The following is a 24,465-nucleotide window of genomic DNA, read 5'->3' as shown; positions in this document are numbered from 1 at the left end:
TTGGGCACCGCCTCGATGAGCACACGACCGACACCGCGGGCCACCTACAGGTTCCAACTCAACGGCGACTTCGGGTTCGCCGATGTCACCGCGACGCTGGATCACCTCGTCGACCTGGGGGTCAGTCACGTCTACCTGTCCCCCATCGGCACGGCCGCGGCCGGGTCCACCCACGGCTACGACTGGCTTCCGCCGCCCGCCGTGTCCGATGTCCTCGGGGGCATCGACGGTCTGCGTGAACTCCGCCGCGCGGCAACCGATCGCGGGCTCGGCATCATCATCGACATCGTCCCCAACCACACCGGTGTGGCGGATGCGCTCGCCAACCCGTGGTTCGCCGACCTGCTCCGTCACGGCCACCGGTCGCAATACGCCTCGTACTTCGACGTCGACCTCAGCGACGACAACGGCGCCGACGGGAAGATCGCGCTGCCGGTCGTCGCCGCCGACGGCGACCTGAGTCCGCTCGAGATCGACGAGCAGGGCAACCTGCGGTACTACGACCACGCCTTCCCGATCGCCCCCGGGACCGCGGACGGGACCGCCGCGGAAGTCCATGCGCGCCAGCACTACAAGCTCGTGCCGTGGAACAGCGGGCTGATCGGGTACCGCCGGTTCTTCACCGTCAACGAACTCGCCGGCCTCCGGCAGGAGGACCCCGCGGTCTACGACGCCACCCACGGGTGGCTGCGGGAGCTCATCGCCGAGGACCTCATCGACGGCGTGCGCGTCGATCATCCGGACGGACTCTGGGACCCCCAGCAGTACCTCCGCAATCTCCGCCACGACGTCGGCGACGACCGGCTGATCTACATCGAGAAGATCCTCGCCCCGGACGAGCCCCTCGAACCGACGCTGCCCGTCGAGGGCACCACCGGCTACGACCAGATGCGGATCATCGACGGGCTGTTCGTCGCACCGTCTGGCGTCGTGCAACTCACCGAACTCAACGAGCACCTCACCGGCGACACCGGCGACGCGCAGTGGTTCGCGTCGGTGGAGCACCAGCGCAAGCTGACGACGCTGCGCGAGTCCTTCCCCACCGAACTGCGACGACTCGTCCGGACGATCACCCATTCCGACCCGGCCGCCGACTCCGAATCCATCGCCGACGCCTGCGCCGAACTCATCGCCGCCCTCGGGGTGTACCGCGCCGACTATCCGTCCCTGCGGCCGCGCCTGGAAACGACCGCCGTACGGATCGCCGCCGCGAACCCCTCGCTGACACGAGCACTCGATGCCATCATGCGCGCCACCCGGAGTCCCGGTGCCGCGACCTCACGCCTGGCGCAGACCTGTGGCGCGGTGACGGCGAAGAGCGTCGAGGACAGCCTCTTCTACCGCACCGCGCGGTTGGTGTCGGCTCAGGAGGTGGGCGGCGATCCGGCGAATCCGGCGGTGTCGCTCAACGAATTCCACGATCACAACGCCCAACGCGCCCGTCGCTGGCCGCTGGCGATGACCGCGACGTCGACGCACGACACCAAGCGGGGCGAGGACGTCCGCGCCCGGATCGCACTCCTCTCGCAGGTGCCCGAACGATGGTCGCTGGTCATCGAACGCGTCTGGCTGGGGACCGAGATCCCGGACAACCTGACGTGCTACTTCCTGCTGCAGAACATCTTCGGTGTCTGGCCGGCCGATGGCGAGGTCACGGATGAGTTGCGTGCGCGCCTCGTCGAGTACGCCCGCAAGGCCTCGCGTGAGGCCGGACTCCGCACCACGTGGACCGAGATCGACGAGGACTTCGAAACGGCGATCGAGCGCTGGATCCACCAGGTGACCACCGATCCGATCGCGACCGCGGTCAGCGATCTGGTCGCCCGGACCTCCTCCGCCTGGCGGCAGGAGACCCTCGCCCGCAAGGCGATCGCACTCCTCGGACCCGGCGTCCCCGACATCTATCAGGGCACCGAATGGTGGGACGACTCACTCGTCGACCCGGACAACCGACGGCCGGTGGATTTCGCTCGGTCCCTGGAACATCCGAAGGCCGAACTCGTGCGTACCGCGCTCGGTGTCCGCGCCGGGCACCCGGAGGCATTCGGTGCATCGAGCACGTACCACCGCCTGCCGGTCGACGGTCCGGCCTCCGATCACGCCATCGCCTTCGGCCGCGGCTCCGACGACGCACCCGAGATCGTCGTGATCGCCGCGCGGTTCACCCACAGCCTCAAACCCGAATCGGCGGCCGACACCGTCATCGAGTTGCCGCGCGGCACTCGCTGGCGTGATGTCCGCACCGGCGTCACCCATTCCGACACCGTCGATCTCGCCGCGGCGAGGACCGACCACCCGGTGGCGATCCTCGTCCGCGACTGAGCTCTCGGGCTAGCCGCCCGGGTTGGGGGCCGGCGCGGGACTCGGCTGCGGCGCGGGAGCACCGCCGGCACCCGGCAACGACTGCGACGGGTCGATCTGACCGCTGGGGCTACCGGGCGGGCCGTCGACCTTGGAGACCAGCCACTTGCCGTCCTCCTTGTCCAGGTCGAGCCGGAACACCATGAGACTGGTTCCGCCGGTGGGTAGTTTGACGCTTCGGCCGGTCACCTCGGCCATCACGACCGTCTTGGCGGAGTCGGTCTCCACCGTCTCGACCGCGACGACACTGATCTTCGAGGACACCTCGATCTTGAGGGCCTCGACATTCTGCTCGGTGTCGGCGCGCTCCTGCTCGAGACGCTTGCGCAGCTCCCCGGTCGACAGCGGACCGAGCAGTTCCTTGGAGTTGCCCGCATTGTCGGCGTTGAGGGTCGTCACCAGCTTGGTGACGAAATCCGCCGAGGCGGTCTTGGCGTCGGCGAAGGCGGTCGCCTCGCTCTGCAAGGTGTACGTCCGCCAGCCGAGGAACCCGACAGCCGCGATCAGGGCGATGACCAGGAACGCACCGAGTGCGCGCTTGATCCCGCTCGCGGTGACCGTCAGCGAGAACTCCTTACCGGTCGCGGGCTGCGGCTCGGGCGCGGTCGCAGGCTCGGGCCCCACAGGACCGGAACCGCTGCGACGCGCCGACTTTCCGCGCGGAGTGGCAGTGGCATCCGCAACGGGTTTCTCGGTGCCGACCTTCTCGGTGCTGGTCTCCTCGTCGGACACGTGCTTCTCGTGATCTGGCTTCTCAGGGTCTGTCATCTACAGGTCACGCAACTTGTCTGGTCGTCATTTGTCGAGCGGCACCGTGCGGGCGTTCGGGTCGTAACCCGGTGGGGGCCCTGCGGTGTCGTCGCCCGGCGGTCGTGGTGCGTTGGCCGAACCACGGATCTGCTGGTTCGGATCCTCGGTCACACAGTACAGATTGGTCGGGATGGTCAGCTCGAGGACTTGGGTCGGCCGACGCGGGGTGACCGGGTAGTTGCAGCTCGGTCGCGGATACACCGAACCGAACGTCCACCACGCGCCGTCGTGGAACATGGTGAGGCTCTTGATGCTCGCATCCCGGATCGATGGCATCAGCGTCGCGAGGGCCGGTGCACGCAGCGCGCCCTGCTCGGCGATGTCGAGGAACTGCTTCATCACGTCGGTCACCGGGTCGGTCAGCTGGTTGATCGAACCGGCGAGGCTGGTCATCTGCGACGGGCCGCGGTCGAGCAGCGTGCGCAGCTCCTTGTCGGAGGCCGCGGCGGCGTTGATCAGGTCGCTCAGCCCCGACACCGTGGTCCCGAAGTCGGGCTGGATGTCGGCGGTCGTCTTGAAGATGGTGCCCGCATTCTGGATCAGCTTCGTCGTCTCGGGCAATGCGGTGTAGAGCCGGGCGAAGATCGTTCCGCCCGAGTCGAACAGCACCTCGAGATCGTTGGAGCCGTCCTCGGAGTACAGCGCGATCTTCAGGTTGTCCACGGCCGAGCGCAGTTGCGCCGGATCGATCTGCTGGATGAGTTCCAGCGAGGACTCGAGGAGATCGGAGAACGGCACGGTGACCTTGGTCTGCCCGGCCTCGATCACGTCGCCGTCTTCGAGGTACGGGCCGTCGGTGGTGGTCGGTTGGAAGTCGACGTACTGCTCGCCGGCCGCCGACAACCCCAGCGCGGAGACCTGGGTGTTGCGGTTGATCTTGTACCGGTCGTCGACCGAGACCTTCACCGTCACCGAATCCGGCTCCACGCGAATGGTGTCGACCTCGCCGATACGCGCCCCGCGAAGGGTGACCCCCGAGGTCTCCTGCAGGCCGCCGGAGATCGGGAACTCGATGGTCAGCTTGTACTTGCCCGCCAACGGCTCCCACCGCAACGTGCCGAGCGACAGGTAGCCGAGCCCGACGACCATGACCAGGACGAGCCCGATGTTGCCGGCGAGTACGGAATGCTTGCGGAGGAAACCGAATACGCCGCTCATCCGCAGCACCCCTTGGTTCCGGTGAGTCGGGCGAGCAGCCGCGTGAGCGTCTGCTGGAGCGCTGCCGAGCCCGAATCGACGTCCTCGAGCTCGGGAAGCCTGCTCGCCGAGTCGAACCCGACGCCCGGGTTCAGCCAGTACACCTTTGCCGACACCGCAGCCGCGCTACCCGGCGTGGACTTGATCCACTTGGGGGTCAACGTGTGCAGGTTGTCGGCCAGCGACCCAAGCGGGCCGGCGGCCTGCCGCAGACCGGCCAGCACCGTCGACAGATGCCCGAGCATCTCCACGAGGTTGTCCTGATCGGTGCGCAGGAAGTCGTTGGTTGCCGCGGTCACCTGCTGGGCCTTGTCCAGCGAGGTCAGGATGGAGCCGATCTGGCCGTTCAGCGACTGAAGCGCGGGGCCCAGTTTGTTGATCGAGGCCATGATCTGTGCTCGGCCGTCCGCCAGCTGACCGGTCAGGATTCGGGTGTTCTCCAGCGACCTGTCGACCTGCGCCGAACTCTGATTGAGTTTGCGGATGCCGGTCGTCAGACCGCGGATCGCACCGTTGAGGTCCGTCGGATTGGTCGCGACGGCCGCGCTCAGTTCGGTGAGGATGACCGTGAGCGAGTTCAGCGATCCGCTGTCGACCACGCCGCTCATGCTGATGAGCAGATCCTCGACGGTCGACGCCGCGGAGGTGGGACCGGTCAGGGTGTCTCCATCGACCATGAAGCCCTTCGTGGCAGTGGGCGGCGGCAGCAACGCCACGAACACGTCGCCCAGCGGAGTCGCCTGCCGGAGTTCGGCACCCGTGCCCACGGGCAGTTCGGTCTTCTTGCTGACGTCCATGGTGACGATCGCCGAGTAGTCCTTGGCGACAATGGTGTCGACCTGCCCCACGTCGGTGCCGTTGAGCTTCACCTTGGCGCGTGTCGGCAGATTCAGGGCGTTGTCGAAATTCGCCGTCAGCCGGATGGAGTCACCGATGCCACCGGGGGCCGGCAGCGGGATCTGCTCGACGGTGAGGCCGGGCAACAGGCCACAGCCGGTGAGCCCCATCAGAGCGCTGAGCAGCACCGCCGTCACCGCGCCGCGTCGCATGCGGGAACGGCCACGTGTCGGTTCAGCGACCGTGCGACCAAGGGAAGCGCTTGTCACCGCTCTCATTTCGTCAGCTCCAGCATCGCGGAGTAGATGCCCATGTCCGGACCGAAGTCCTTCAGCTTGCCGGTGCGACAGCCGTCCTTCTGCAGGTTGATCGCGTCGCAGAACTTGGCGAGCAACTCGTTGTCGAGGAGCGACTTGTCGAGCAGCACCTGTGCACGCCAGGCGCCCTGCTCGGCGGAGATCGAATTGCTCAGGTTCTGGAACAGCAGCGGACCGACGTCGATGGTCTCCACAACCTGCCGCGAGTAGTCGCTCAGGTTGGCGGTCAGCGCGGCGAGGCGGTCGAAGGAGACCGAGATCGTGTTGGTGTTGTTCTGCAGGAACGCCGTCGTGTTCTGCAGGCTCTGGTTCAGGTTGCGCATGGTCGCCACGAGACCGGGCGACTGCGCGCCGAGCAGCTGGGACACCTCGTTGACCGACTTCGAGAAGGCCGTCATCTTCGGGTAGTTCTTCACCAGCGTGGTGGTGAGTCCCTCGATGGTCTCGATGATGTCGACGAGCGCGTCACTGTTGCCCGAGATCACGTTCGACGCCTGGCCGAGCTGATCAAGGGCGGCACGGATTTCCTCGCCGTTGCCCGTGGCGATGCCCGAGGTGATGTCGATCATGTCCGCGAGAGGTCCCGGACCCGGGCCCTCCCCCTTCAGGCCCACGACGAGACCGTCGATGGCGTCGAACAGTTCACCGACCGAGACCGGGGCCTTCGTCTCCTTCAGCACCGAGCCGTCCTCGAGCTTGGGTCCGCCCTCGTAGGCCGGGGTCAGCTCGACGTGGCGCGTGGTCACGATGGAGGTGTTGACGATGGCCGCCGTCGCGTCGGCAGGCACCGGCACATCGTTGTCGATGGTCATGGTGACCTTGACCCGGTCGCCCTGCGGCTCAACGGCGGTCACCTGACCGACCGGCATGCCGAGGACCGCGACGTCGTTGCTGACGTAGAGGCCGGCGACGTTGTCGAAGTAGGCGGTGACCTCGATCGCCTGCCCGAAGGCGGCCTTCCAGCTGCCCGGGATCATCGAACACCCCGAGAGTCCCACGATGCCGAGCAGGGAGATGCACACGAGGAGCGTCGAACGACGCAGCTTCTGCGGATTCAGCATCCGTCCACCACCCGGGCGAGGCACAGCCAGTTGTCGGGGAAGATGCCCCAGGGCAGGTAACTGTTCGCGTAGGGGCCGTCGCCGATGACGTTGTTGGTCAGACGAGCCGTCACGGGGAGGATTTCCAGTAGCTTGCGCAGGTTGTTGCGGTTCTTCTCCAGCCCCTGCGTGATGGTGTTGAGGTTCGCCATGATCGGGGCGAACTGGTTGGCGTTCTCCCCTGCCACCGCACTGGCCTGTTCGGTGAGTTCGGCGATGCCGTCGAGCAGGCGTGTCACCAGTTCCTCACGGGCCACGATCTTCTGGGTCAGGTCGCGTCCCTGGCCGACGATCACCGCCAGTTGCGCCTGGTTGTCGTTGACGATGTTCGTGATCGTCTTGGTGTCGGCGATCAATTGATTGATCTGGTCCTTGCGGTTGGTGATGACCTCCGACATCTGCGTCAGGGCCTCGAACGTCGGCTCGGTGATCGCGGGGACACCGGCGAGCTGACGATTGAGTGTGCGGATGCTCTGCGAGAGGGTCTGGTCGTCGATACCGGTCAGGATCGGTGCACCCGCTTCGATGGTGCGGTTCAGGTCGTAGGGCACCGCGGTCCGCTCGATGTGGCCGTCGGGTGCTTCCTCGGGCGAATCGCCCAGCGACACATCGACGTAGCGCTGACCGAGCAGCGTCGACATCTTGATCTCGGCCATGCCGTTCTTCGTCACCTTGACGTCGGTGTCGACCTTCATGGTGAGCGCGACGTGCTGGCCGGCGAGTTCGGTTTCGGTGACCTCCCCGACGTCGATGCCGGCGACGCGCACCTTGTCCCCCGGCCGGATTCCGCCGGCCTGGGCGAAGTCGGCGGTGAGCGTCTTCTTCCCGAGATGCGCACCGGCCAGCGCCGTCACGCCCAGCAGAAGTGCGACGATGACGACCGCCCCGATCACGCCGTACCAGACGCGGGTGTTGCTGCGGAACTTCTTGCGGAACCAGCTCATCGGCACACCACCGAATGATTAGTGCCACCGATCTTGTTGAAGATCCCCGGCGGCAGCAGGACATCACCGATCGCGACGTCGAGGTCGCAGGCATAGATGTTCAGGTATGCACCCTCTCCGAGTACCAGCGGGAAGTGGCCGAGGAAGATCGGCGCGTCGACGGCCATCCGGTCGAGCTTGGAGCCGTTCTCGATGAGCGTCCTGGTGGCAATCCGCCCGTTGGTCGCGGCGGCGGCGAGGCTGCCCCGGCTGCGGCTCAGGACGTCGGCGAAACCGTCTGCCGTGCGGCCGATGTCGGAGACCGCGCTGCCGAACGCCGCCGAGTTCGAGTTGAGGTTCGCGATCAGATCGGACATCGACTCGATCACGGTGCCGAGCTGACCGCCCTGACGGGACAGGTCACGCATGACGGTGCTCAGGTTGTTGATGATCGCGCCGATCACGATGTCGCGGTTGGCGGTGTCCTCGGCCAGCCGGCCCACCTCGGCGACGGTGTAGCTCAACGAGACCGAATTGCCCTGGAAAGCCTCGAGGAGACCCTGCGACAATGCGTTGACCTGCTCGGCGTCGAGGGTCTCGAACACCGGCTGGAATCCGGCGAGGAGCTTGGTGACGTCGAAGGAGTCCTCGGACGGCAACTCCAGCGTCGACCCGGGCGCCAGCGGCTTGCTGTCGCGGCCCTCGACCAGGGTCAGATTGAGATACCGCTGACCGATGAGGTTCTGATAGCGGATCGCACCGCGCGTGTTGGTGTAGACCTGTTGGTCGTTCTGCACCTCGAATTCGACTCGGGCGCGCCCGTTGTCGAGTTCGATCTTGTCGACGCGCCCGACGCGGACGCCCGCCATGCGGACGTCGTCGCCGGCGGCGAGTCCCGAGGCGTCGGTGAAGAACGTCGTGTAGTTGTTGGTCGATCCCGACACCGATCGTTCTAGGGTCGAGAAGATCACATACGTCACGAGCAACGCGACGAGACCGAAGATCGTGAAGCCGATCAACGGTTTGCGGATCGAATCCGAGGCCGCGCTCATCGTCCCCCTCCCTGATCAGTGGCAGCGTCACGTGCGTCGATGGACTGGACCAGCGGTCCGAGCATGATCGTGTCGGCGGCCGACGGCGCCCGGCGCAGCACTGCGCCGAGGGTCTTGTTGTCGGCGTCGGTGGTCACCATGCCCACCGGACGGTTCTTGCGCATGCCGTCGGACGGATAGATCCGCAGCGGACCCGACATCGTCGGTCCGGTACCGGTTCCCGGCCCCACGCAACCCGGCCCGCGCAGCGTGCCGTACGGGCCGCCGTTGTACACCGGACAGTTCTGACGCGTGTAGCGGACGAAGGCACCGAAGCTGACGCCGATGTTGAGCTGGACGTGTCCGTTCGTCCCGGTGAAGACCGTGAGCACCCGAGCCGCCAGGTTGTTCAGCGCGATGACCGCCTGCGGCAACGAGTTCGGTTCGAGCACGGTGGCGCCGAGCATGCGGTTCAGGTCGGTGACGAGTCGCTGACCGCCGTTGCCGTTGCGGGCGAACATCAGCTGTAGCTGGTCGAGCAGTCCCTGGTTGCCGGACAGCAGCGCCGCGAGGTCACGCTGCTTCTCGGCGATGGTCACCGCCGGGATCACGCTGCGCCCCAGGGCGTCGAGCAGTTCCGGCGAGGACTCCGCGAGACCGCTGATCGCGGCGTCGAAGTTGTCGAATCCCGGGGGTGCACCCGGCGGGAACTGTGCGTTGATCGCGTCGAAGTAGGTCCGCAGCACGCCGACGAACGAGCCGAACACCGATCCGCCGCCCTTGAGGGCGTCGGCGACGACGCCGAGTACCTGGGCGAGTTCCTCCGGCGGCACCGCGTCGAGGATGGCATTCAACTCGTTCTGCGCGTCCTGCAGCTTGATCGTCTCGAGCGACGTGTCGGCGGGGATGGAGTCACCCGACGACAGTCGTTCGGTACCCGGCTCGGCGGGTCGGACGAGTTCGACGGAGTTGACGCCGAACAGGTTCGACGGCACGGTCCGTGCGGTCACCGACGCCGGGATGCCCTCGGCCTGCGCGGGCACGATGTCGATCTCGACCTTCTTGATCACCTTCGCGGCGTCGACCCGGTCGCCGGAATCGCCGACCGAGATGGACTTCACCGAGCCGACGATGAGGCCGTTGTACCGGACGTCGGCGCCCGACGTCAGACCGTCACCGATGTCGACGAGGTCGGCGGTCACACCCACCGTTTTGCTGAAGGTTCCCTGGTACCGCATGAACAGCAGCACGAAGATCACCAGCAGCACCAGCAGGAAGGCGATGCCGCGCAGCACGAATTGCATCAGCGAGGGGTTACGCCCGTCGGTTGCGATGTTCACCGGCGCTCCCTCATCCCGAGATCTTGATTCCGGGCGAGGTGCCCCAGAACACGAGTGTCATGACCAGGTTCGCGAACACGATCACGATGATCGCGAGCCGGATGGCATGTCCGGCAGCAATTCCCACACCTTCGGGTCCCCCAGCGGCGAAGTATCCGTAGTAGCACTGGATGAACGTCGTCAGCAGCACGAAGACGATCACCTTGATGAACGAGAACACCATGTCCCAGGACACGATGAACTGGTTGAAGTAGTAGAGGTAGGTGCCCTCGCCCTGGCCGCTCTGGAGCATGAACATGAACTGGCACGCAAGGTAGTTGGCGGCCAGCGACACCGAGTACAGCGGGACGATCGCGATGACCGCGGCCAGCATGCGGGTGGTGACCAGGTACGGCAGCGGCCGGATGGCGATCGCCTCGAGGGCGTCGATCTCCTCGGCGATGCGCATCGAACCGAGCTGGGCCGTGAAGCGGCAACCCGATTGCGCGGTGAACGCCGTCGCCGCGAGCAGCGGGGCGATCTCACGCGTCGTCGCGAACGCCGACAGACCACCGGTCACCGGCGACATGCCGAGCAGGTTCAGCGCGGTGTAACCCTCGATGCCGACGGTCGCACCGCCCATGATCCCGAGGATCACCATGACGCCGACCGTGCCGCCGCCCACGACGATCGCGCCGTTGCCCCACGCGACGTCGGCGAGCAGGCGCCAGACTTCTTTGCTGTAGTGCCGGAAGGCCAGCGGGACCGCGCCGATCGAGCGGACGAGGAAGGTGATGAGATGCCCCATCGCCGCGAGGGCGTCGCGCGGACCGCGATAGACGGCCTTGGCGGCCTCCAGGGGTTTCAGCGCGGGTGGCACATACCGTGACGCGGTCATCTCACACCATCTTCGCCGGGAAGAGGATCGCGAACAGCTGCGTGAGGATCACGTTCACGGTGAACAGGAGCAGGACGGAGTTGACCACCGCGGCGTTCACCGAGTTGGCGACGCCGGCGGGACCACCCTTTGTCGAGAGGCCGCGATCGCAGGCGACGATCGCCACGATCGCGCCGAATATGACGGCCTTGGCCAACGCGAACATCAGGTCCGCGGTCGTCGCAAAGGACGCAAAGGTGCCCGTGTAACTGCCTGGCGTACCGCCCTGGAAGTACACGTTGAAGACGTAACCGGTGATGAAGCCGACGAAGCAGACGAAGCCGCAGAGCAGGAAACTGACCACCATCGTGGCGAGCAGACGCGGCGAGATCAGACGCTCGATGGGGTTGACGCCCATCACCTTCATGGCGTCGATCTCGTCGCGGATGGTGCGGGAACCGAGGTCGGCCGCGATGGCCGAACCGACCGCGCCCGCGAGGAGCAGCGAGGTGACCAGGGGCGCACCCTGACGGATGACGCCGAGGCCGGTGGCCGCGCCGGAGAACGACGTCGCGCCGACCTGGCCGGCGATGTTGGACACCTGGATCGACACGATGACGCCGATCGGGATGGCGACGAGCAGGGTCGGGAACACCGAGGTGCTCGCCATGAAGGCGCACTGTCGGATGAACTCACCGAATGGGAAACGCCGCTTGAAGAGGTCGACGAAGAGCGTACGGAACACCTCGACGAACATGCCCAGCTGGCGTCCGAAGGTGTCGAAGGACGCGACGACATGTTTGTCGAACCACGACCGAACCGCACCCGGTCTCTTCCGACCGACCTCCTCGTCATCCGAGGTGACTGCGTCTGTGCTCAATCCCTACCCTTGCGTCTCGGCTTACCCGTTCACCGGCCGTCAGGTCGCCGTGCGTCGGTGTTGTCTCAAACTCCCGAACCGCTAGGCTGATCTGCTCGAGGTGCCCCCATGGGCATGAGCGTCGCCGTAATATACCCCACTCTCATCTTCGAGTGTGTGCGGCCTCACAGTATCGCGCGGTGCGACTTCGGTGACCCCGACATACCTTGCATGATGTGAGCAACTCCCCGACGATGTCCGCGACCGACCAGAGCACCACAACTTGGTCGGCCGACCAACGGGAACAGAACCCCCCACTTCGTTCCAATGCAGCTCCGTTTCAACCGCCGACCTCGGTGAACGAGATACGAGTGTGGGCCCCAGAGGCGGACAGGGTGGACCTCGTCGTACGATCCGGAGGTTCGGACTCCCGTTCACGGTCGGTACCGTTGTCCGCCGACGCGGGAGGGTGGTGGCGGGTCCCCGCGGACTCCGCGATCGAAACCGGTCCGGACCTCCGCTACGGGTTCTCGATCGACGGTGGACCGGTGCGTCCCGATCCGCGCTCGGTCCGTCAACCCGAAGGCGTCCACGAGATGTCGGCGCTGTTCACCGTCGACGACTCGTCGTGGAGCGACGCCGGCTGGACGGGCCGCGATGTGCACGGCGCGGTGATCTACGAACTCCACCTCGGGACCTTCACCCCGGCAGGCACTCTCGACTCCGCGATCGAAAGGCTCGACCACCTGGTCGATCTCGGCGTCGATCTCGTCGAACTGATGCCGGTCAACGCTTTCAACGGCACCCATAACTGGGGTTACGACGGAGTCGGATGGTACGCCGTGCAGGAAACCTACGGCGGCCCGGCGGCACTCGCCCGGTTCGTGGACGCGTGCCACGCCAAGGGGCTCGGCGTCGTCCTCGACGTCGTCTACAACCATCTGGGCCCGTCGGGCAACTATCTGCCTGACTTCGGGCCCTATCTCAGCGAAGGCACGACGTCGTGGGGATCGTCGGTCAACCTGTCCGGACCCGACTCCGACGAGGTACGGGCGTTCATCGCCGGCACCGCACTGCGCTGGTTCACCGAGTTCCACGTCGACGGACTACGACTCGACGCCGTCCACGCCCTCGCCGACCATCGTGCGGTCCACATCCTCGAGGAACTGGCCGCCGCGACGGATGCACTGTCGGCCGAACTCGGGCGTCCGCTGTCGCTGATCGCGGAGAGCGATCTGAACGACCCGCGGTTGTTCCTGCCGCGGTCGGCCGGCGGTCTCGGGCTGGCCGCCCAGTGGGACGACGACATCCATCACGCCGTCCACACCCTCGTCTCGGGTGAACGACAGGGCTACTACGCCGACTTCGGCAGTTTCGAGTGTCTCGCAAAGGTCCTGACGGGCGGGTTCTTCCACGACGGCACCTACTCGTCGTTCCGGCGGCGCTGCCACGGCCGGCCGATCCCGACCGATCGGGTGCCCGCGTCGTCGCTGCTGGCCTACACGTGCACCCACGATCAGGTGGGCAATCGCGCGATCGGCGACCGGCCGAGCGCCAACCTGGACGGCGGACAGCTCGCGATCAAGGCCGCCCTGATCCTGTTGTCCCCGTTCACCCCGATGCTGTTCATGGGCGAGGAGTGGGCCGCCGCAACGCCGTTCCAGTTCTTCACCTCCCACCCCGAACCGGAACTGGGCCGGGCGACCGCGGAGGGCCGGAAGGCGGAGTTCGCCGAGCACGGTTGGGACAGTGGCGATGTGCCCGACCCGCAGGACCCGGAGACCTTCGAGCGGTCGAAGCTGGACTGGTCGGAGCCGGCCCGGCCCGACCACGCCCGCGTGCTCGACTTCTACCGGTCACTGATCGCGCTCCGGAAAACCGAAGCAGCCCTGCATGATCCGGCGTTCTCCTCCGTCGACGCCGAATTCGACGAGGCGGCAGGCTGGTTCGCGATGCACCGCGGCGAGTGGTCGGTGGTGTGCGTCCCCGGCGACGCGCCCGTGTCACTCCCCTGGCCGCTCGACATCCGGCTGGCTTGGGAGCAACCGGCCGACGGTGTGTCGCCCGGCCATAACGTGATCGTCGGGCTGCGGTAGATCAGGTCAGATACTCGTAGGCCGGCGAACCGGGCTCGAGGCGCTCACAGTGCAGGCGCGAGCGCGCCATCCGGTCCATCAGGGCACCGAGGCCGTCGGGGCTGCCGAGCTCGACACCCACCAGTGCGGCACCGGTCTCGCGGTTGTTGCGCTTGACGTATTCGAAGAGGGTGATGTCGTCGTCGGGTCCCAAGACCTCGTCGAGGAAGCGACGCAGCGCGCCGGGCTCCTGCGGGAAGTCGACCAGGAAGTAGTGCTTCAGGCCCCGATGCACCAGTGAGCGTTCGATGATCTCGCCGTAGCGGGAGACATCGTTGTTGCCGCCGGACACCAGACACACGACGACCGTGTCGTCGGGCAGTCGCAGCTTGTCCAATGCGGCGACCGCCAGTGCTCCGGCCGGTTCGGCGATGATGCCCTCGTTCTGGTACAGCTCCAGCATCGCCGAGCAGATGGCGCCCTCGTCGACGTGCGTGATGTGCGCCGTCCCGGGGGTCGGAGACACCGGACCGTCGTCGATGATCTGCGCAGCGGGGGTCGCGGAGATGCCGGCGAGCATCGGGTGATCACTGACGCTCGCGCCGAGTTCGGACATCACCCGGTGGCCGATGGTGCCGATCCGCTTCACGGCCGCGCCGTCGACGAAGGGGTCGATCTCGTCGAGGGTGATCGGCCCGCCGTTGACCAGCGCCGCACTCAACGACACGGCGCCGGTCGGTTCGATGCCGATGATCGTCACCTCGTCGGAGAGTCCGCGCAGATAGGTGGCCATGCCGGCCAGACAACCGCCGCCACCGACGGGCGCGACGACGACGTCGGGCACGCGGCCCAGCTGTTCGACGATCTCGCGCGCGATGGTTCCCTGCCCAGCCGCGGTCCGCGGGTCGTCGAAGGCGTGAATCCATGCGGAGCCGGTGCTCATCACATCGGCCTGCGCGGCCGCCGCCGCGGCGTCGTAGGTCTCCCCGATCGCCTTCAGCTCAACGAAATCGCCGCCGTGCCATGCGATCCGGTCGCGCTTCTGCTTCGGGGTGGTGGTCGGGACGTAGATCCGTCCGGGCACCTTCATGCTCTTGCACGCGAAAGCGACGCCCTGGGCGTGGTTTCCGGCACTGGCCGCCACCACACCGCGGGACAGCTCCTCGGCCGAGAGTTGGGCCATCACGTTGTACGCGCCGCGGATCTTGTAGGAGCGTACGGTCTGCAGATCCTCGCGCTTGAGGTAGATCTGGGCACCCGACCCCGACAGTCGCGGGCAGGCCTCGAGCGGGGTACGCGCCACGGCGTCGGCGATTCGCTCCGACGCCGCCTCGATGGCGTCGAGACTCAGTGCCGGACCGTGCTGGTGAACGGGGACGTGGTGCGTACTCACGACTGCCATGGTCTCACTGCGCGAGATCGTTCGAGGCGCCCGGGTACATCGATTTCGGCAAGGTCGGTGTGCTCGGCCGCTGCGGTCGGCCTCATTCCGGGGTTGCCCCACCCCGCAGGTGGGTATGTTCGCGACGTCGCTCGTCGCACGCGGACGGTATGCAGGGCCGCGCGAGGAGAAGGCACGTACGACCCGCCACCTGAACAGGGAGCAGTCATGACATCTCGCCATCCATCTCCGCGCCGGTCCCGGCGTACCTCTCGCCTCACCCGGATCGCCGCCGGCGCGGCGTCCGCGGCCATGGCGCTGGGTCTGGCCACCGCCATCGGTCCGGCGCCCGCCTCGGCTGCGCCGTCGTGTCCGGGTGCCGCCCCCGCCCGACTCGTCGGCGTCGTTCCGGGCGCCGCGCTCGAAGGCCTCACCGTCGACGCCGGCGGACGCCTCTACACCACCGACCTCATCTCGGGTCGCGTGTATCGGCTGAACGGCCCTGGTGCACCTGCGGTCCCGATCGCGCGAGTTCCCGGCGGTAGCGGTGCGGGCGCGCTCGCCTGGACTCCGGGTGGAACCCTGCTGGTCGGTTACGGAGCCGATCCCCGCGTCTTCGTCGGTGACGCGCTACGCCACGCGTCCATCGGGCGCCTGGATGTCAACACCCGCGCGTTTCGGCCGTGGGTGACCGGGCTGTCGGCCGCGAACGGGATGGATGTGGCCGCGAGCGGAAACGTGTACGCCACCAACGACTTCGGCAATCTCATCGGACGGGTCTCACCGGGCGGGGCGGTGAGCGCCGCGTGGGGCGCGCTGCCGAGTGCCAACGGCGCGGTCCTGAGCCGCGACGACCGCTGGCTCTACGTCTCGCGCACCTTCGTGAACACGGGTGTCAGCCGGATCTCGACGACGAATCCGCGCGTGGTGCAGAGCCTGCTCGGCGTGGGTGCACCGTCGACCCCCGATGGGCTGACGCTCGATTCACGTGACCGGCCCGTTGTGCCGTTCAACGCGACCGGTGAGATCGTCCGGATCACCTCGCCCGGACGCTACTGCGTGCTGGCGAGCGGACTGCCGACGTCGAGCGTGCTCTCCTACGGTCGCGGCGACCGCGGGTTCGCGGCCGGACGTCTGTACCGGGCCGGATTCGACGGACGGATCTACGAGATCCCGGGCGGGTTCGATCGGGGCGCGACCGCCGCGTTCCCGGGCAGGTAGCGCTCACCCCACCACACCGCGAGGACCGCCACCGCCGTCACCCACGCAGTGGCCTGCAACGATCCGAAGATCAGCAGGGTCACGACGGCGGTGGCGACACCTGCGAGGACCGCGTGGGCCTTGTGGGCCGGCCACTCGACGCCGAAGACCTCGACCGTGCGCTGCGCACGCCGAACCGGACGGTGCGCGTTGATGCCGATCATCGTGGTCATCTGCGAACACTCCCCTCGACGGCTGGGCGTGACTGGACGTGCCGTCGAGTATAGCGCCTGTCGAAGAGAAATGTTCGGCGGGGCGAAACCATGGTGATGGTCGCCCAGGAATCAGCCCAGACAACTGGGTCCGAGCAGTGCTTTCAGGTCGCCCATCAGCGCGGAACTCGGCGCGACCCGCAGGGACTCGGTCAGCTTGAGCTGCGTCTGCCGCTTGTCGCTGACCAGCGTGACGTGCACGTCGGCCATACCCGGATGTCGGGTCAGCACCTGCTTGAGCGCCTGCACCCGATCCGGGGTGCAGAGTCGGGCGGACAGCGTGAGTGCGACCGGCTTGGTCGCGCCGGCGGTCTCCAGGTCGGGGACGGCGAGGTCGTTGGCGGAGATCATCATGCTGTCTTCGCGCAGGTTCACGCGGGCCTTGATCAGCACGATGTTGTCGGCCACGATGTCCATCCCGTACGCGACGTAGGCGCGCGGGAAGAAGTAGACCTCGACACCACCGACCATGTCTTCGAGGGTGACCGCGGCCCACGGCTCGCCCTTCTTGTTCACCCGGCGCGTCACCGACGAGATGATGCCGCCGATCGTGATCTGCGCACCGTCGGAGATGTTGCCTTCCAGCAGCGACGTGATCGAGGTGTCGGTGTGCGCGGCGATGGCGTGTTCGACGCCGGCCAGCGGATGCCCGGAGACGTAGAGGCCCAGCATCTCCCGCTCGATCGCGAGCTTGTGCTTGGTGTCCCACTCCTCCTCGGGGACCTTGACGGCGAAGACCTCGGCCATCGAGTCGTCGGCTCCGCCGGCATCGCCGAAGAGGTCGAACTGTCCGATCGCCTCGGCCTTCTTGGTGCCGATCACCGATTCGACGGCTTCGGCGTGCACGAGGAACAAGCCCTTGCGCGGATGGCCGAGAGAGTCGAAGGCGCCCGCCTTGATCAGCGATTCCGTCACCTTCTTGTTGCAGGCGGTGACATCGATCTTGCCGAGGTAGTCGGAGAAGCTGGTGAACTTCCCCTTCTCCTCGCGCGCGTTGATGATCGACCCGACGACGCCCGACCCGACGTTGCGGATGGCGGCGAGACCGAAGCGGATGTCGGCACCGACGGCCGCGAAGTTGCGCTGCGACTCGTTGACGTCCGGCGGGAGGACGGTGATACCGAGCTTGCGGCAGTCGGCGAGGTAGATCGCCGCCTTGTCCTTGTCGTCGCCGACCGAGGTGAGCAGACCGGCCATGTACTCGGCGGGATAGTTCGCCTTCAGGTAGGCGGTCCAGAAGGAGACGAGACCGTAGCCCGCGGCGTGCGATTTGTTGAACGCGTAGCCGGCGAACGGCAACACCGTGTCCCACAGGGCGGTGATCGCCGCCTGCGAGAAGCCGTTGTTGCGCATACCCTCCGCGAAGCCGTCGTAGGCCTCGTCGAGGATCTCCTTCTTCTTCTTGCCCATCGCGCGACGGAGCAGGTCTGCTTGTCCGAGCGAGTACCCGGCGACCTTCTGCGCGATCTGCATGATCTGCTCTTGGTAGACGATCAGACCGTAGGTCTCGGAGAGGATCTCCTTCAGCGGCTCCTCGAGCTCCGGGTGGATCGGCCGGATCTCCTGGAGACCGTTCTTGCGCTTGGCGTAGTCGGTGTGGGCGTTCACACCCATCGGACCGGGTCGGTACAGCGCCAGGACGGCGACGATGTCCTCGAACCCGGTGGGCTGCATCATCTTCAGGAGTTCGCGCATGGCCGCGCCGTCGAGCTGGAACACGCCGAGCGTGTCGCCGCGGGCGAGCAGCTCGTAGGTCTTCTCGTCCTCCAGCGGCAGCGAGTCGAGGTCCAGGTCGATCCCGCGGTTGAGCTTGATGTTCTCCAGGGCGTCACCGATGACGGTGAGGTTGCGCAGACCCAGGAAGTCCATCTTCAGCAGGCCGATGGCCTCGCACGACGGGTAGTCCCAGCCGGTGATGATCGCGCCGTCCTGCGCACGTTTCCACACCGGGATCGCGTCGGTCAGCGGCTCCGACGACATGATCACGGCACAGGCGTGGACACCGGCGTTGCGGATCAGGCCCTCGAGGCCGAGTGCCGTGTCGTAGATCTTCTTGACATCCGGGTCGGTCTCGATGAGCGTGCGGACCTCGGTGGCCTCGCCATAGCGCTCGTGCTCGGGGTTGGTGATGCCCCAGACCGGGATGTCCTTGGCCATGATGGGCGGCGGCAACGCCTTGGTGATGCGGTCGGCGATCGCGAAACCCGGCTGGCCGAACTGGACTCGGGCGGAGTCCTTGATGGCGGCCTTGGTCTTGATGGTTCCGAAGGTGATGACCTGGGCGACCTTGTCGCTGCCCCACCGCTCGGTCGCGTAGCGGACCATCTCGCCACGACGGCGGTCGTCGAAGTCGATGTCGATATCGGGCATCGACACACGCTCGGGGTTGAGGAATCGCTCGAACAGCAGTCCGTGCGGGATGGGGTCGATGTTGGTGATGCCCAGCGCCCAGGCGACGAGCGAACCGGCCGCCGAACCACGGCCCGGGCCGACGCGGATGCCGACCTCGAGGGCGTGGCGGATCAGGTCGCCGACCACCAGGAAGTAGGCCGGGAAACCCATCTGGATGATGACGTCGAGCTCGTAGTTGGCGCGATCGAGGTACTCCTGCGGCACCTCGGTACCGGCGAAACGACGCTCCCGGAGACCCTTCGCGACCTCCTTGCGCAGGAAGGTCTGCTGGGTCTCGCCGTCGGGCACCGGGAAGACCGGCATGCGGTCGCGGTGGGTGAAGACTTCTTTGTAGGACTGGACGCGCTCGCCGATCTCGAGCGTGTTGTCACATGCGCCCGGGACCACCGAGTCCCACTGCTCGCGCATTTCCGCGGCCGACTTCAGGTAGTAGCCGTCGCCGTCGAACTTGAAGCGGGTGGGGTCGGACAGAGTCTTGCCGGTCTGCACGCACAGCAGCGCCTCGTGGGCGGCGGCATGCTCCTTGGTGACGTAGTGGCAGTCGTTGGTGACGATCGGCTTGATGCCGAGCTTGCGGCCGATGTCGAGGAGACCGTCGCGCACGCGGCGCTCGATCTCGAGGCCGTGCTCCATCAGCTCGAGGTAGAAGTTCTCCTTGCCGAAGATCTCCTGCCACTTCGCCGCGGCCTCGAGGGCTTCGCGGTCGTGACCCAGGCGCAGACGGGTCTGCACCTCACCCGACGGGCAGCCGGTGGTCGCGATGATGCCCTCGGCGTATTCGGCGATCAGGTCGGCGTCCATACGGGACCACTTGCCGAGCTGCCCCTCGATGGAGGCGAGCGAGGACAGCTTGAACAGGTTCCGCAGACCGGTCGCGTTCTCGGCGACCATCGTCATGTGCGTGTAGGCACCCGAACCCGAGACGTCGTCGCTCTTCTGTTCGCGCGAACCCCACTGGACACGTTTGGTGTCGAACCGCGAACCGGGTGCGATGTAGGCCTCGATACCGATGATCGGCTTGATGTCGTTCTTGATCGCGGTGTTGTAGAACTCGCTGGCACCGAACATGTTCCCGTGGTCGGTCATGCCGATCGCGGTCATGCCCAGCCGTTTGGCCTCGGCGAACAACGGTGACACCTTGGCCGCACCGTCGAGCATCGAGTACTCGGTGTGGTTGTGCAGGTGAACAAACGAGTCCGTCACTGTGCCTCTTCTGTGCTCGCTGGTTGCTGTGCTCGCTGGTTGCTGTGTCCGTGGTCGTTTCGCGCGCTGATCGTGCGCACGCCGGTCGCCGAGTCCGGGTCTACTTTAGGCGCGCGCACCGACACCCACCGGAAGGCACTCCGGGCCGTGACGAATGGGGCGGCTGTGACACCATGTGCGCCTCGCGCACGCCCACCTCGCGGGCTGCAGCATCAGACGAACTACAGGGCCACGACGAACACGAGGACGATCAGGATCAGCAGCACGGCTGCCACCCCGGCCAGCACCAGGGGCAGGCGGTTCGAACCCGACCGAGTGGGACCACCGGAGGACACGGTCCCGCCCGGGAACGGTGGGCCGCTCGGGGGGCGGCCCATCGGACCCGACCCCGCGGCGCGGAGGTGGTCGTTGGTCTGGCGGTGCGGGCCGGACGGCGGGTGTTGCCAGACGGCGGGGTCCGCGCCGGTCGCCGGACGCGATGGTGCCTGCCGTTCTTGCCGCCTGTCCGGGACGGGGCGTCCCGGGGTCTGGCGCGGTGCGGCCCGCCGAGTTGCCTCCCCGCCGGGCGGGGTCGGTGACGGTCCGCGGTACACCGGACGTCCCGGGGGCGGAGATGTGGGCGGACCCGGTCGACGGGCCGCCGGCGTCGAGGCGGGATGGTTCCGGAGGACCGGCCGGGGTGAGGGTCCGCGTACGGTGACGGCTCCGGCGTCGGGTACCGGCGACGGTTGCACCGGCCGGACACTCGCCGTCAGCGCCTCGGCGAACTCGCGGCAGTTCGCGAACCGCTCCTCGGGCGTCTTCGCCATGGCCCTCGAGATCACCGCGTCGACCCCCGACGGCAGTCCGGGTACGAGCTCGGACGCCCGCGGCACCGGCTCCTTGAGGTGTGCGCCGATGACCGCCCCGGTGTCGCGGTCGTCGAACGGCACCCAGCCGGTGAGCAGATGGAAGGTGGAGGCCGCCAGGGAGTACTGATCGCTGCGGCCGTCGAGCGTCCGCCCCATGAGCTGTTCGGGTGAGGCGTAGGACAGGGTCGCGAGGACGGTGCCGACCGACGTGAGCGCCTCGGTCTCGTCGGAGATCTTGGCGACGCCGAAGTCGGTCAGCAGCACCCGCTGCTCATCGACCGGCGAGTCCTCGTCGACCTCGGCGAGCAGGATGTTGCCGGGTTTGACGTCGCGATGGGTGAGGCCACGGCGGTTGGCATGGTCGATGCCGCGGGCGACCTGCGAGACGATGTGGGCGACCCGCGGCGGCGCGAACCGTCCGATGCTGTGCAGTTCGCGGGCACAGTCGGTGCCCGGCACGTACTGCATCGCGATCCAGAGCAGGTCGGACTGACCGGATTTCGACGCGACGGGGACCGTCGCCCGGCCACGGTTGAAGACGGTGACGATGTTGGGGTGGTCCAGCGTCGCCGCCACCTCCGCTTCCCGGAGGAACCGGCGACGGAAGTTGTTGTCGGTCAGGCCCGCCGAGTCCTTCAGGACTTTCAGGGCGTCGTACCTGGGGAGCTCGGGGTGCCGCGCGAGGAAGACAGCGCCCATTCCACCGCTGCCGAGGAGTCGCTCGACGCGGTACCCGGCGATCACCGTTCCAGGCTCGAACACCCTCTCAATCTAGGCGAGTTGCCCGGTGATGTCGCCGGTTGACGACCGAACGAATGCCGCCACCACCGGCACGGATCCGGCAAGTCGGTCAGGTGTCGCGCAGCACGTCGAGCGCGTGCTGGAGATCGTCGGGATACTCCGAGCTGAACTCGACCATGCGCCCGTCCGCGGGGTGGGCGAAGCGCAGTGTCCGAGCGTGCAGCCACTGCCGTTCGAGACCGAGTTTCTTGGCCAGGACCGGGTCGGCACCGTAGGTCGGGTCACCGCAGCACGGATGGTGCAGCGCCGAGAAGTGGACGCGGATCTGATGTGTCCGACCGGTTTCGAGGTGGACGTCGATCAGCGACGCCGCGGCGAACATCTCGAGGGTGTCGTAGTGGGTGATGCTCGGCTTGCCGTTCGCGGTCACCGCGAACTTCCAGTCGTTGCCGCGGTGACGGCCGATCGGCGCGTCGATCGTGCCCGACGGCGGATCGAGGTGCCCCTGGACGAGGGCGTGGTAGCCCTTGTGGACGGTCCGCTGTTTGAATGCCCGCTTCAGCAACGTGTAGGCGCGTTCGGACACGGCGACGACCATGACGCCGGACGTCCCGACGTCGAGCCGGTGGACGATCCCCTGGCGCTCATGGGCGCCGGAGGTCGAGATCCGGAAGCCGGCGGCGGCCAGCGCGCCGATGACGGTGGGCCCGCTCCAACCGAGCGAGGGGTGCGCGGCCACACCGACCGGCTTGTCGACGACCACGATGTCGGAGTCGTGGTAGATGACCTCGAGGTCCTCGACCGGCGTCGGTTCGACCCGCAGCGGCTCGTCGGGCTCGGGCAAGGTGACGTGCAGGAGGGTCCCCGCGGCGAGCTTGTGCGACTTGCCGACGACGACCCCGTCGACCATGACGTCGCCTTCCTCGGCGAGGGTCGCCACGACCGTCCGCGACAGACCCAGCATGCGGGAGACCCCGGCGTCGACGCGCATGCCGTCGAGTCCGTCGGGTACAGGCACGACACGTGATTCACGCATGGGTACTGCCCCCGTCTTCGCCGTCGTCGTCGTGCCTGTTCCGGCGGGCCGCCCACCCGGTGCGGCTGCCGTCATAGTCGAAACCCAGCGCCGACAGAGCCACCAGCAGGATCGCCCCGCAGACCACGGCGGAATCCGCCACGTTGAACACCGGCCACCAGCCGACCGAGACGAAGTCGACGACGTGACCCTGGAGCGGTGCCGGGGCGCGGAAGATGCGGTCGATCAGGTTACCGATCGCCCCGCCGAGCACGAGAGCCAGACCGATCGCCCAGCCCCAGGACTTCAGCCTGCTGCTGTAGCGGACGATGACGGCCACGACGACCAGCGCGATGATCGTCAGCACCCAGGTGTATCCCGAGGCCAGTGAGAAGGCGGCGCCGCTGTTGCGCACGAGTCGGAGGGTGACGACGTCGCCGATGATCTTGATCGGGCGCTGCGGGTCGAGCGTCGCGACGGCGATCACCTTGGTCAGCAGGTCCAGCCCGATGACGACGAGCGCGACGCCGAGAACGGCTGCGGTCATCTGGGAGAAGCGTCGTGCGGGGGTTGCGTCGTCCGATCGGACTCGATCGCGGTCGGCGTCCGGAGAATCGGCGCCGTGCGGATCCGCGTTGCCGGAATCCGTCAGGGGTTGGTCATCCACAGCCTCATTGTCCACGACCGGTCGAATACGCTGGCTACCCGTGTCCTCGCATCGTCGTCTCCTCCGGTCCGTTGTGTCCTCGTGCGCCGTCATCGCGGCGGTATCCGTGCTGGTCGCGGGGTGCTCGTCGGAGTCCGACGACGCCCCGGGCGCCAGTTCGGCGACGGCTGCCGGTTGCGCGAACGAATCGCCCTCCCGTGCGGCCGGAGCGGCGCCGGTGCCGATCGCGGGGGCCACGGTCACCCTGGTCGACCCGGGTGAGGGCGAGCGTCGCGTGGCCGCTCCCGCTCCCGACACCACGTCGGCTCAGACGGTGACGCTCGTGACGACCTCCGACGTCGCCTCACCGGGGTCGACGGACGCCGAGACCGTCGAGACCCCGATGACCGCCCGGTTCTCGTGCGCCGAGAAATCGGAGCTGGAACTCGAACTGGGCACCGTGACGTCTCCGGACGCGTCCCTCAACGGACAACTGCCGGCGATGGCGGGCACGAAGGCCGGCCTGACCACCGGGCCCGGACTCGCGCCGGTCGCGTTGCGTCTCGCCCCGCCCGAGCAGGCGGGCCAGGAAGCGCGCCTGGCAGTCGAGCAGTCCCTGGTGACGGCGTTGAACACCTCCATCGCACTGCCGACCGAACCGATCGCGGTGGGTGCGCGATGGCGCACCGAACGTGTCATCTCAGCCGCCGCGACGGTCACGCAGACGATCGACGCGCGTCTGTCGGCGTGGGACGGCAACCGTCTCACCATCCAGTTCTCCGCCGAGGAGACCCCGGTGAACTCCGTCTTCGCCATCCCGGGCGGCAGCGACACCCTCACCATCAGCCGCTTCAGTTCCGAGGGCGGCGGGACGGTCGAGATCGACCTGTCACGCGGCCTGCCGGTCGGCGGTCAGCTGACCTACACCGGTGCGCGGGAACTCGTCGGGGCCGACCCGTCGCGTCCCCTGGTACAGAAAACCGGGTTGTCCGTCACCTGGCGGTGAGGACAACCCGGTTCTCCGGGGTCAGCCGAACG

The 24,465-nt window shown here is 67.3% G+C and carries 19 protein-coding genes; 4 read left to right on the top strand and 15 right to left on the bottom strand.

Features of this window, described 5'->3' with window-relative positions; all coding sequences use genetic code 11:
* Positions 1-15 precede the first annotated feature (15 nt).
* A complete protein-coding gene (gene treY, locus C5O27_RS12635) occupies positions 16-2,322 on the top strand; it encodes a malto-oligosyltrehalose synthase (protein ID WP_127962846.1) in 2,307 nt (768 codons plus the stop codon).
* Positions 2,323-2,331: 9 nt separating this feature from the next.
* Here treY and C5O27_RS12630 read toward each other — a convergent pair whose 3' ends face one another.
* From C5O27_RS12630 to C5O27_RS12590, 9 genes are read right to left on the bottom strand one after another with little or no spacing between them, the layout of a single operon-like run.
* Complete coding sequence (locus C5O27_RS12630) at positions 2,332-3,129, bottom strand: hypothetical protein (RefSeq protein WP_006359652.1); 798 nt, start codon at positions 3,127-3,129, stop codon at positions 2,332-2,334.
* Between the two features lie 27 nt (positions 3,130-3,156).
* Entirely contained in the window at positions 3,157-4,329 is a 1,173-nt protein-coding gene (locus C5O27_RS12625) for an MlaD family protein (RefSeq protein ID WP_035752767.1), read from the bottom strand.
* A complete protein-coding gene (locus C5O27_RS12620; RefSeq protein WP_372512876.1) occupies positions 4,326-5,483 on the bottom strand; it encodes an MlaD family protein in 1,158 nt (385 codons plus the stop codon). The genes C5O27_RS12625 and C5O27_RS12620 overlap by 4 nt, the downstream gene beginning before the upstream one ends.
* Entirely contained in the window at positions 5,480-6,583 is a 1,104-nt protein-coding gene (locus C5O27_RS12615; RefSeq protein ID WP_119032610.1) for an MCE family protein, read from the bottom strand. The genes C5O27_RS12620 and C5O27_RS12615 overlap by 4 nt, the downstream gene beginning before the upstream one ends.
* The gene (locus tag C5O27_RS12610) at positions 6,577-7,566 is read right to left on the bottom strand and encodes an MCE family protein (protein WP_075864074.1); all 990 of its coding nucleotides are present in this window, start codon (positions 7,564-7,566) and stop codon (positions 6,577-6,579) included. Before C5O27_RS12610 ends, C5O27_RS12615 begins: the two co-directional genes overlap by 7 nt.
* Positions 7,563-8,597, bottom strand: a complete 1,035-nt coding sequence (locus C5O27_RS12605; RefSeq protein WP_042377405.1) for an MCE family protein — start codon at positions 8,595-8,597, stop codon at positions 7,563-7,565. Before C5O27_RS12605 ends, C5O27_RS12610 begins: the two co-directional genes overlap by 4 nt.
* Positions 8,594-9,916 carry an MlaD family protein gene (locus C5O27_RS12600; protein ID WP_035752626.1) on the bottom strand — a complete coding sequence of 441 codons (1,323 nt, stop codon included), beginning with the start codon at positions 9,914-9,916 and terminating at the stop codon, positions 8,594-8,596. Before C5O27_RS12600 ends, C5O27_RS12605 begins: the two co-directional genes overlap by 4 nt.
* Before the next feature lie 10 nt (positions 9,917-9,926).
* Positions 9,927-10,793 (bottom strand): MlaE family ABC transporter permease, encoded by an 867-nt coding sequence (locus tag C5O27_RS12595; protein WP_035752627.1) that lies wholly within the window; start codon positions 10,791-10,793, stop codon positions 9,927-9,929.
* Position 10,794: 1 nt separating this feature from the next.
* Positions 10,795-11,652, bottom strand: a complete 858-nt coding sequence (locus C5O27_RS12590) for an MlaE family ABC transporter permease (RefSeq protein WP_127962845.1) — start codon at positions 11,650-11,652, stop codon at positions 10,795-10,797.
* A gap of 350 nt (positions 11,653-12,002) precedes the next feature.
* Between C5O27_RS12590 and treZ the strand changes: the two genes are divergently transcribed.
* The gene (gene treZ, locus C5O27_RS12585; RefSeq protein WP_035752629.1) at positions 12,003-13,727 is read left to right on the top strand and encodes a malto-oligosyltrehalose trehalohydrolase; all 1,725 of its coding nucleotides are present in this window, start codon (positions 12,003-12,005) and stop codon (positions 13,725-13,727) included.
* A 1-nt stretch (position 13,728) separates the two neighbouring features.
* Here the strand turns inward: treZ and ilvA are convergent, their stop codons facing one another.
* Positions 13,729-15,108, bottom strand: a complete 1,380-nt coding sequence (ilvA, locus tag C5O27_RS12580) for a threonine ammonia-lyase IlvA (protein WP_035752631.1) — start codon at positions 15,106-15,108, stop codon at positions 13,729-13,731.
* 291 nt (positions 15,109-15,399) lie between these two features.
* On the opposite strand from ilvA, the gene C5O27_RS12575 reads away from it, so the two are divergent.
* A complete protein-coding gene (locus tag C5O27_RS12575) occupies positions 15,400-16,308 on the top strand; it encodes an SMP-30/gluconolactonase/LRE family protein (RefSeq protein ID WP_081724805.1) in 909 nt (302 codons plus the stop codon).
* On the opposite strand, the gene C5O27_RS12570 is transcribed toward C5O27_RS12575, so the two are convergent.
* The 5 genes from C5O27_RS12570 to lspA form a co-directional block, all read right to left on the bottom strand.
* On the bottom strand, positions 16,251-16,520 hold the full coding sequence (locus C5O27_RS12570) for a hypothetical protein (RefSeq protein ID WP_005198846.1): 270 nt from the start codon (positions 16,518-16,520) through the stop codon (positions 16,251-16,253). The two genes, C5O27_RS12575 and C5O27_RS12570, sit on opposite strands and share 58 nt — an antisense overlap.
* Positions 16,521-16,631: 111 nt before the next feature.
* Positions 16,632-20,174 carry a DNA polymerase III subunit alpha gene (gene dnaE, locus C5O27_RS12565; RefSeq protein ID WP_035752637.1) on the bottom strand — a complete coding sequence of 1,181 codons (3,543 nt, stop codon included), beginning with the start codon at positions 20,172-20,174 and terminating at the stop codon, positions 16,632-16,634.
* Positions 20,175-20,395: 221 nt separating this feature from the next.
* On the bottom strand, positions 20,396-21,787 hold the full coding sequence (locus C5O27_RS12560) for a serine/threonine-protein kinase (protein WP_035752638.1): 1,392 nt from the start codon (positions 21,785-21,787) through the stop codon (positions 20,396-20,398).
* Positions 21,788-21,875: 88 nt separating this feature from the next.
* Positions 21,876-22,802, bottom strand: coding sequence for an RluA family pseudouridine synthase (locus C5O27_RS12555; RefSeq protein ID WP_005198843.1), 927 nt, complete (start codon positions 22,800-22,802; stop codon positions 21,876-21,878).
* Entirely contained in the window at positions 22,795-23,448 is a 654-nt protein-coding gene (lspA, locus tag C5O27_RS12550) for a signal peptidase II (protein WP_127962844.1), read from the bottom strand. The genes C5O27_RS12555 and lspA overlap by 8 nt, the downstream gene beginning before the upstream one ends.
* Positions 23,449-23,488: 40 nt before the next feature.
* On the opposite strand from lspA, the gene C5O27_RS12545 reads away from it, so the two are divergent.
* Complete coding sequence (locus C5O27_RS12545) at positions 23,489-24,433, top strand: hypothetical protein (protein WP_187346543.1); 945 nt, start codon at positions 23,489-23,491, stop codon at positions 24,431-24,433.
* Positions 24,434-24,465 lie beyond the last annotated feature (32 nt).

Origin of the sequence: Gordonia alkanivorans, assembly GCF_004011905.1 — a bacterium.
GTDB classification, from domain to species: domain Bacteria; phylum Actinomycetota; class Actinomycetes; order Mycobacteriales; family Mycobacteriaceae; genus Gordonia; species Gordonia alkanivorans.
Note: the sequence above shows the minus strand (reverse complement) of the source record. Positions and strands in the feature narration are given on the sequence as shown.

What these genes read in the sequence shown, in the direction of transcription:
- treY (WP_127962846.1), top strand. Translation starts at nt 16, where the DNA reads ATGAGCACACGACCGACACCGCGGGCCACCTACAGGTTCCAACTCAAC.
- C5O27_RS12630 (WP_006359652.1), bottom strand. Translation starts at nt 3,129, where the DNA reads ATGACAGACCCTGAGAAGCCAGATCACGAGAAGCACGTGTCCGACGAG.
- C5O27_RS12625 (WP_035752767.1), bottom strand. Translation starts at nt 4,329, where the DNA reads ATGAGCGGCGTATTCGGTTTCCTCCGCAAGCATTCCGTACTCGCCGGC.
- C5O27_RS12620 (WP_372512876.1), bottom strand. Translation starts at nt 5,483, where the DNA reads ATGAGAGCGGTGACAAGCGCTTCCCTTGGTCGCACGGTCGCTGAACCG.
- C5O27_RS12615 (WP_119032610.1), bottom strand. Translation starts at nt 6,583, where the DNA reads ATGCTGAATCCGCAGAAGCTGCGTCGTTCGACGCTCCTCGTGTGCATC.
- C5O27_RS12610 (WP_075864074.1), bottom strand. Translation starts at nt 7,566, where the DNA reads ATGAGCTGGTTCCGCAAGAAGTTCCGCAGCAACACCCGCGTCTGGTAC.
- C5O27_RS12605 (WP_042377405.1), bottom strand. Translation starts at nt 8,597, where the DNA reads ATGAGCGCGGCCTCGGATTCGATCCGCAAACCGTTGATCGGCTTCACG.
- C5O27_RS12595 (WP_035752627.1), bottom strand. Translation starts at nt 10,793, where the DNA reads ATGACCGCGTCACGGTATGTGCCACCCGCGCTGAAACCCCTGGAGGCC.
- ilvA (WP_035752631.1), bottom strand. Translation starts at nt 15,108, where the DNA reads ATGGCAGTCGTGAGTACGCACCACGTCCCCGTTCACCAGCACGGTCCG.
- C5O27_RS12575 (WP_081724805.1), top strand. Translation starts at nt 15,400, where the DNA reads ATGGCGCTGGGTCTGGCCACCGCCATCGGTCCGGCGCCCGCCTCGGCT.
- C5O27_RS12570 (WP_005198846.1), bottom strand. Translation starts at nt 16,520, where the DNA reads ATGACCACGATGATCGGCATCAACGCGCACCGTCCGGTTCGGCGTGCG.
- C5O27_RS12555 (WP_005198843.1), bottom strand. Translation starts at nt 22,802, where the DNA reads ATGCGTGAATCACGTGTCGTGCCTGTACCCGACGGACTCGACGGCATG.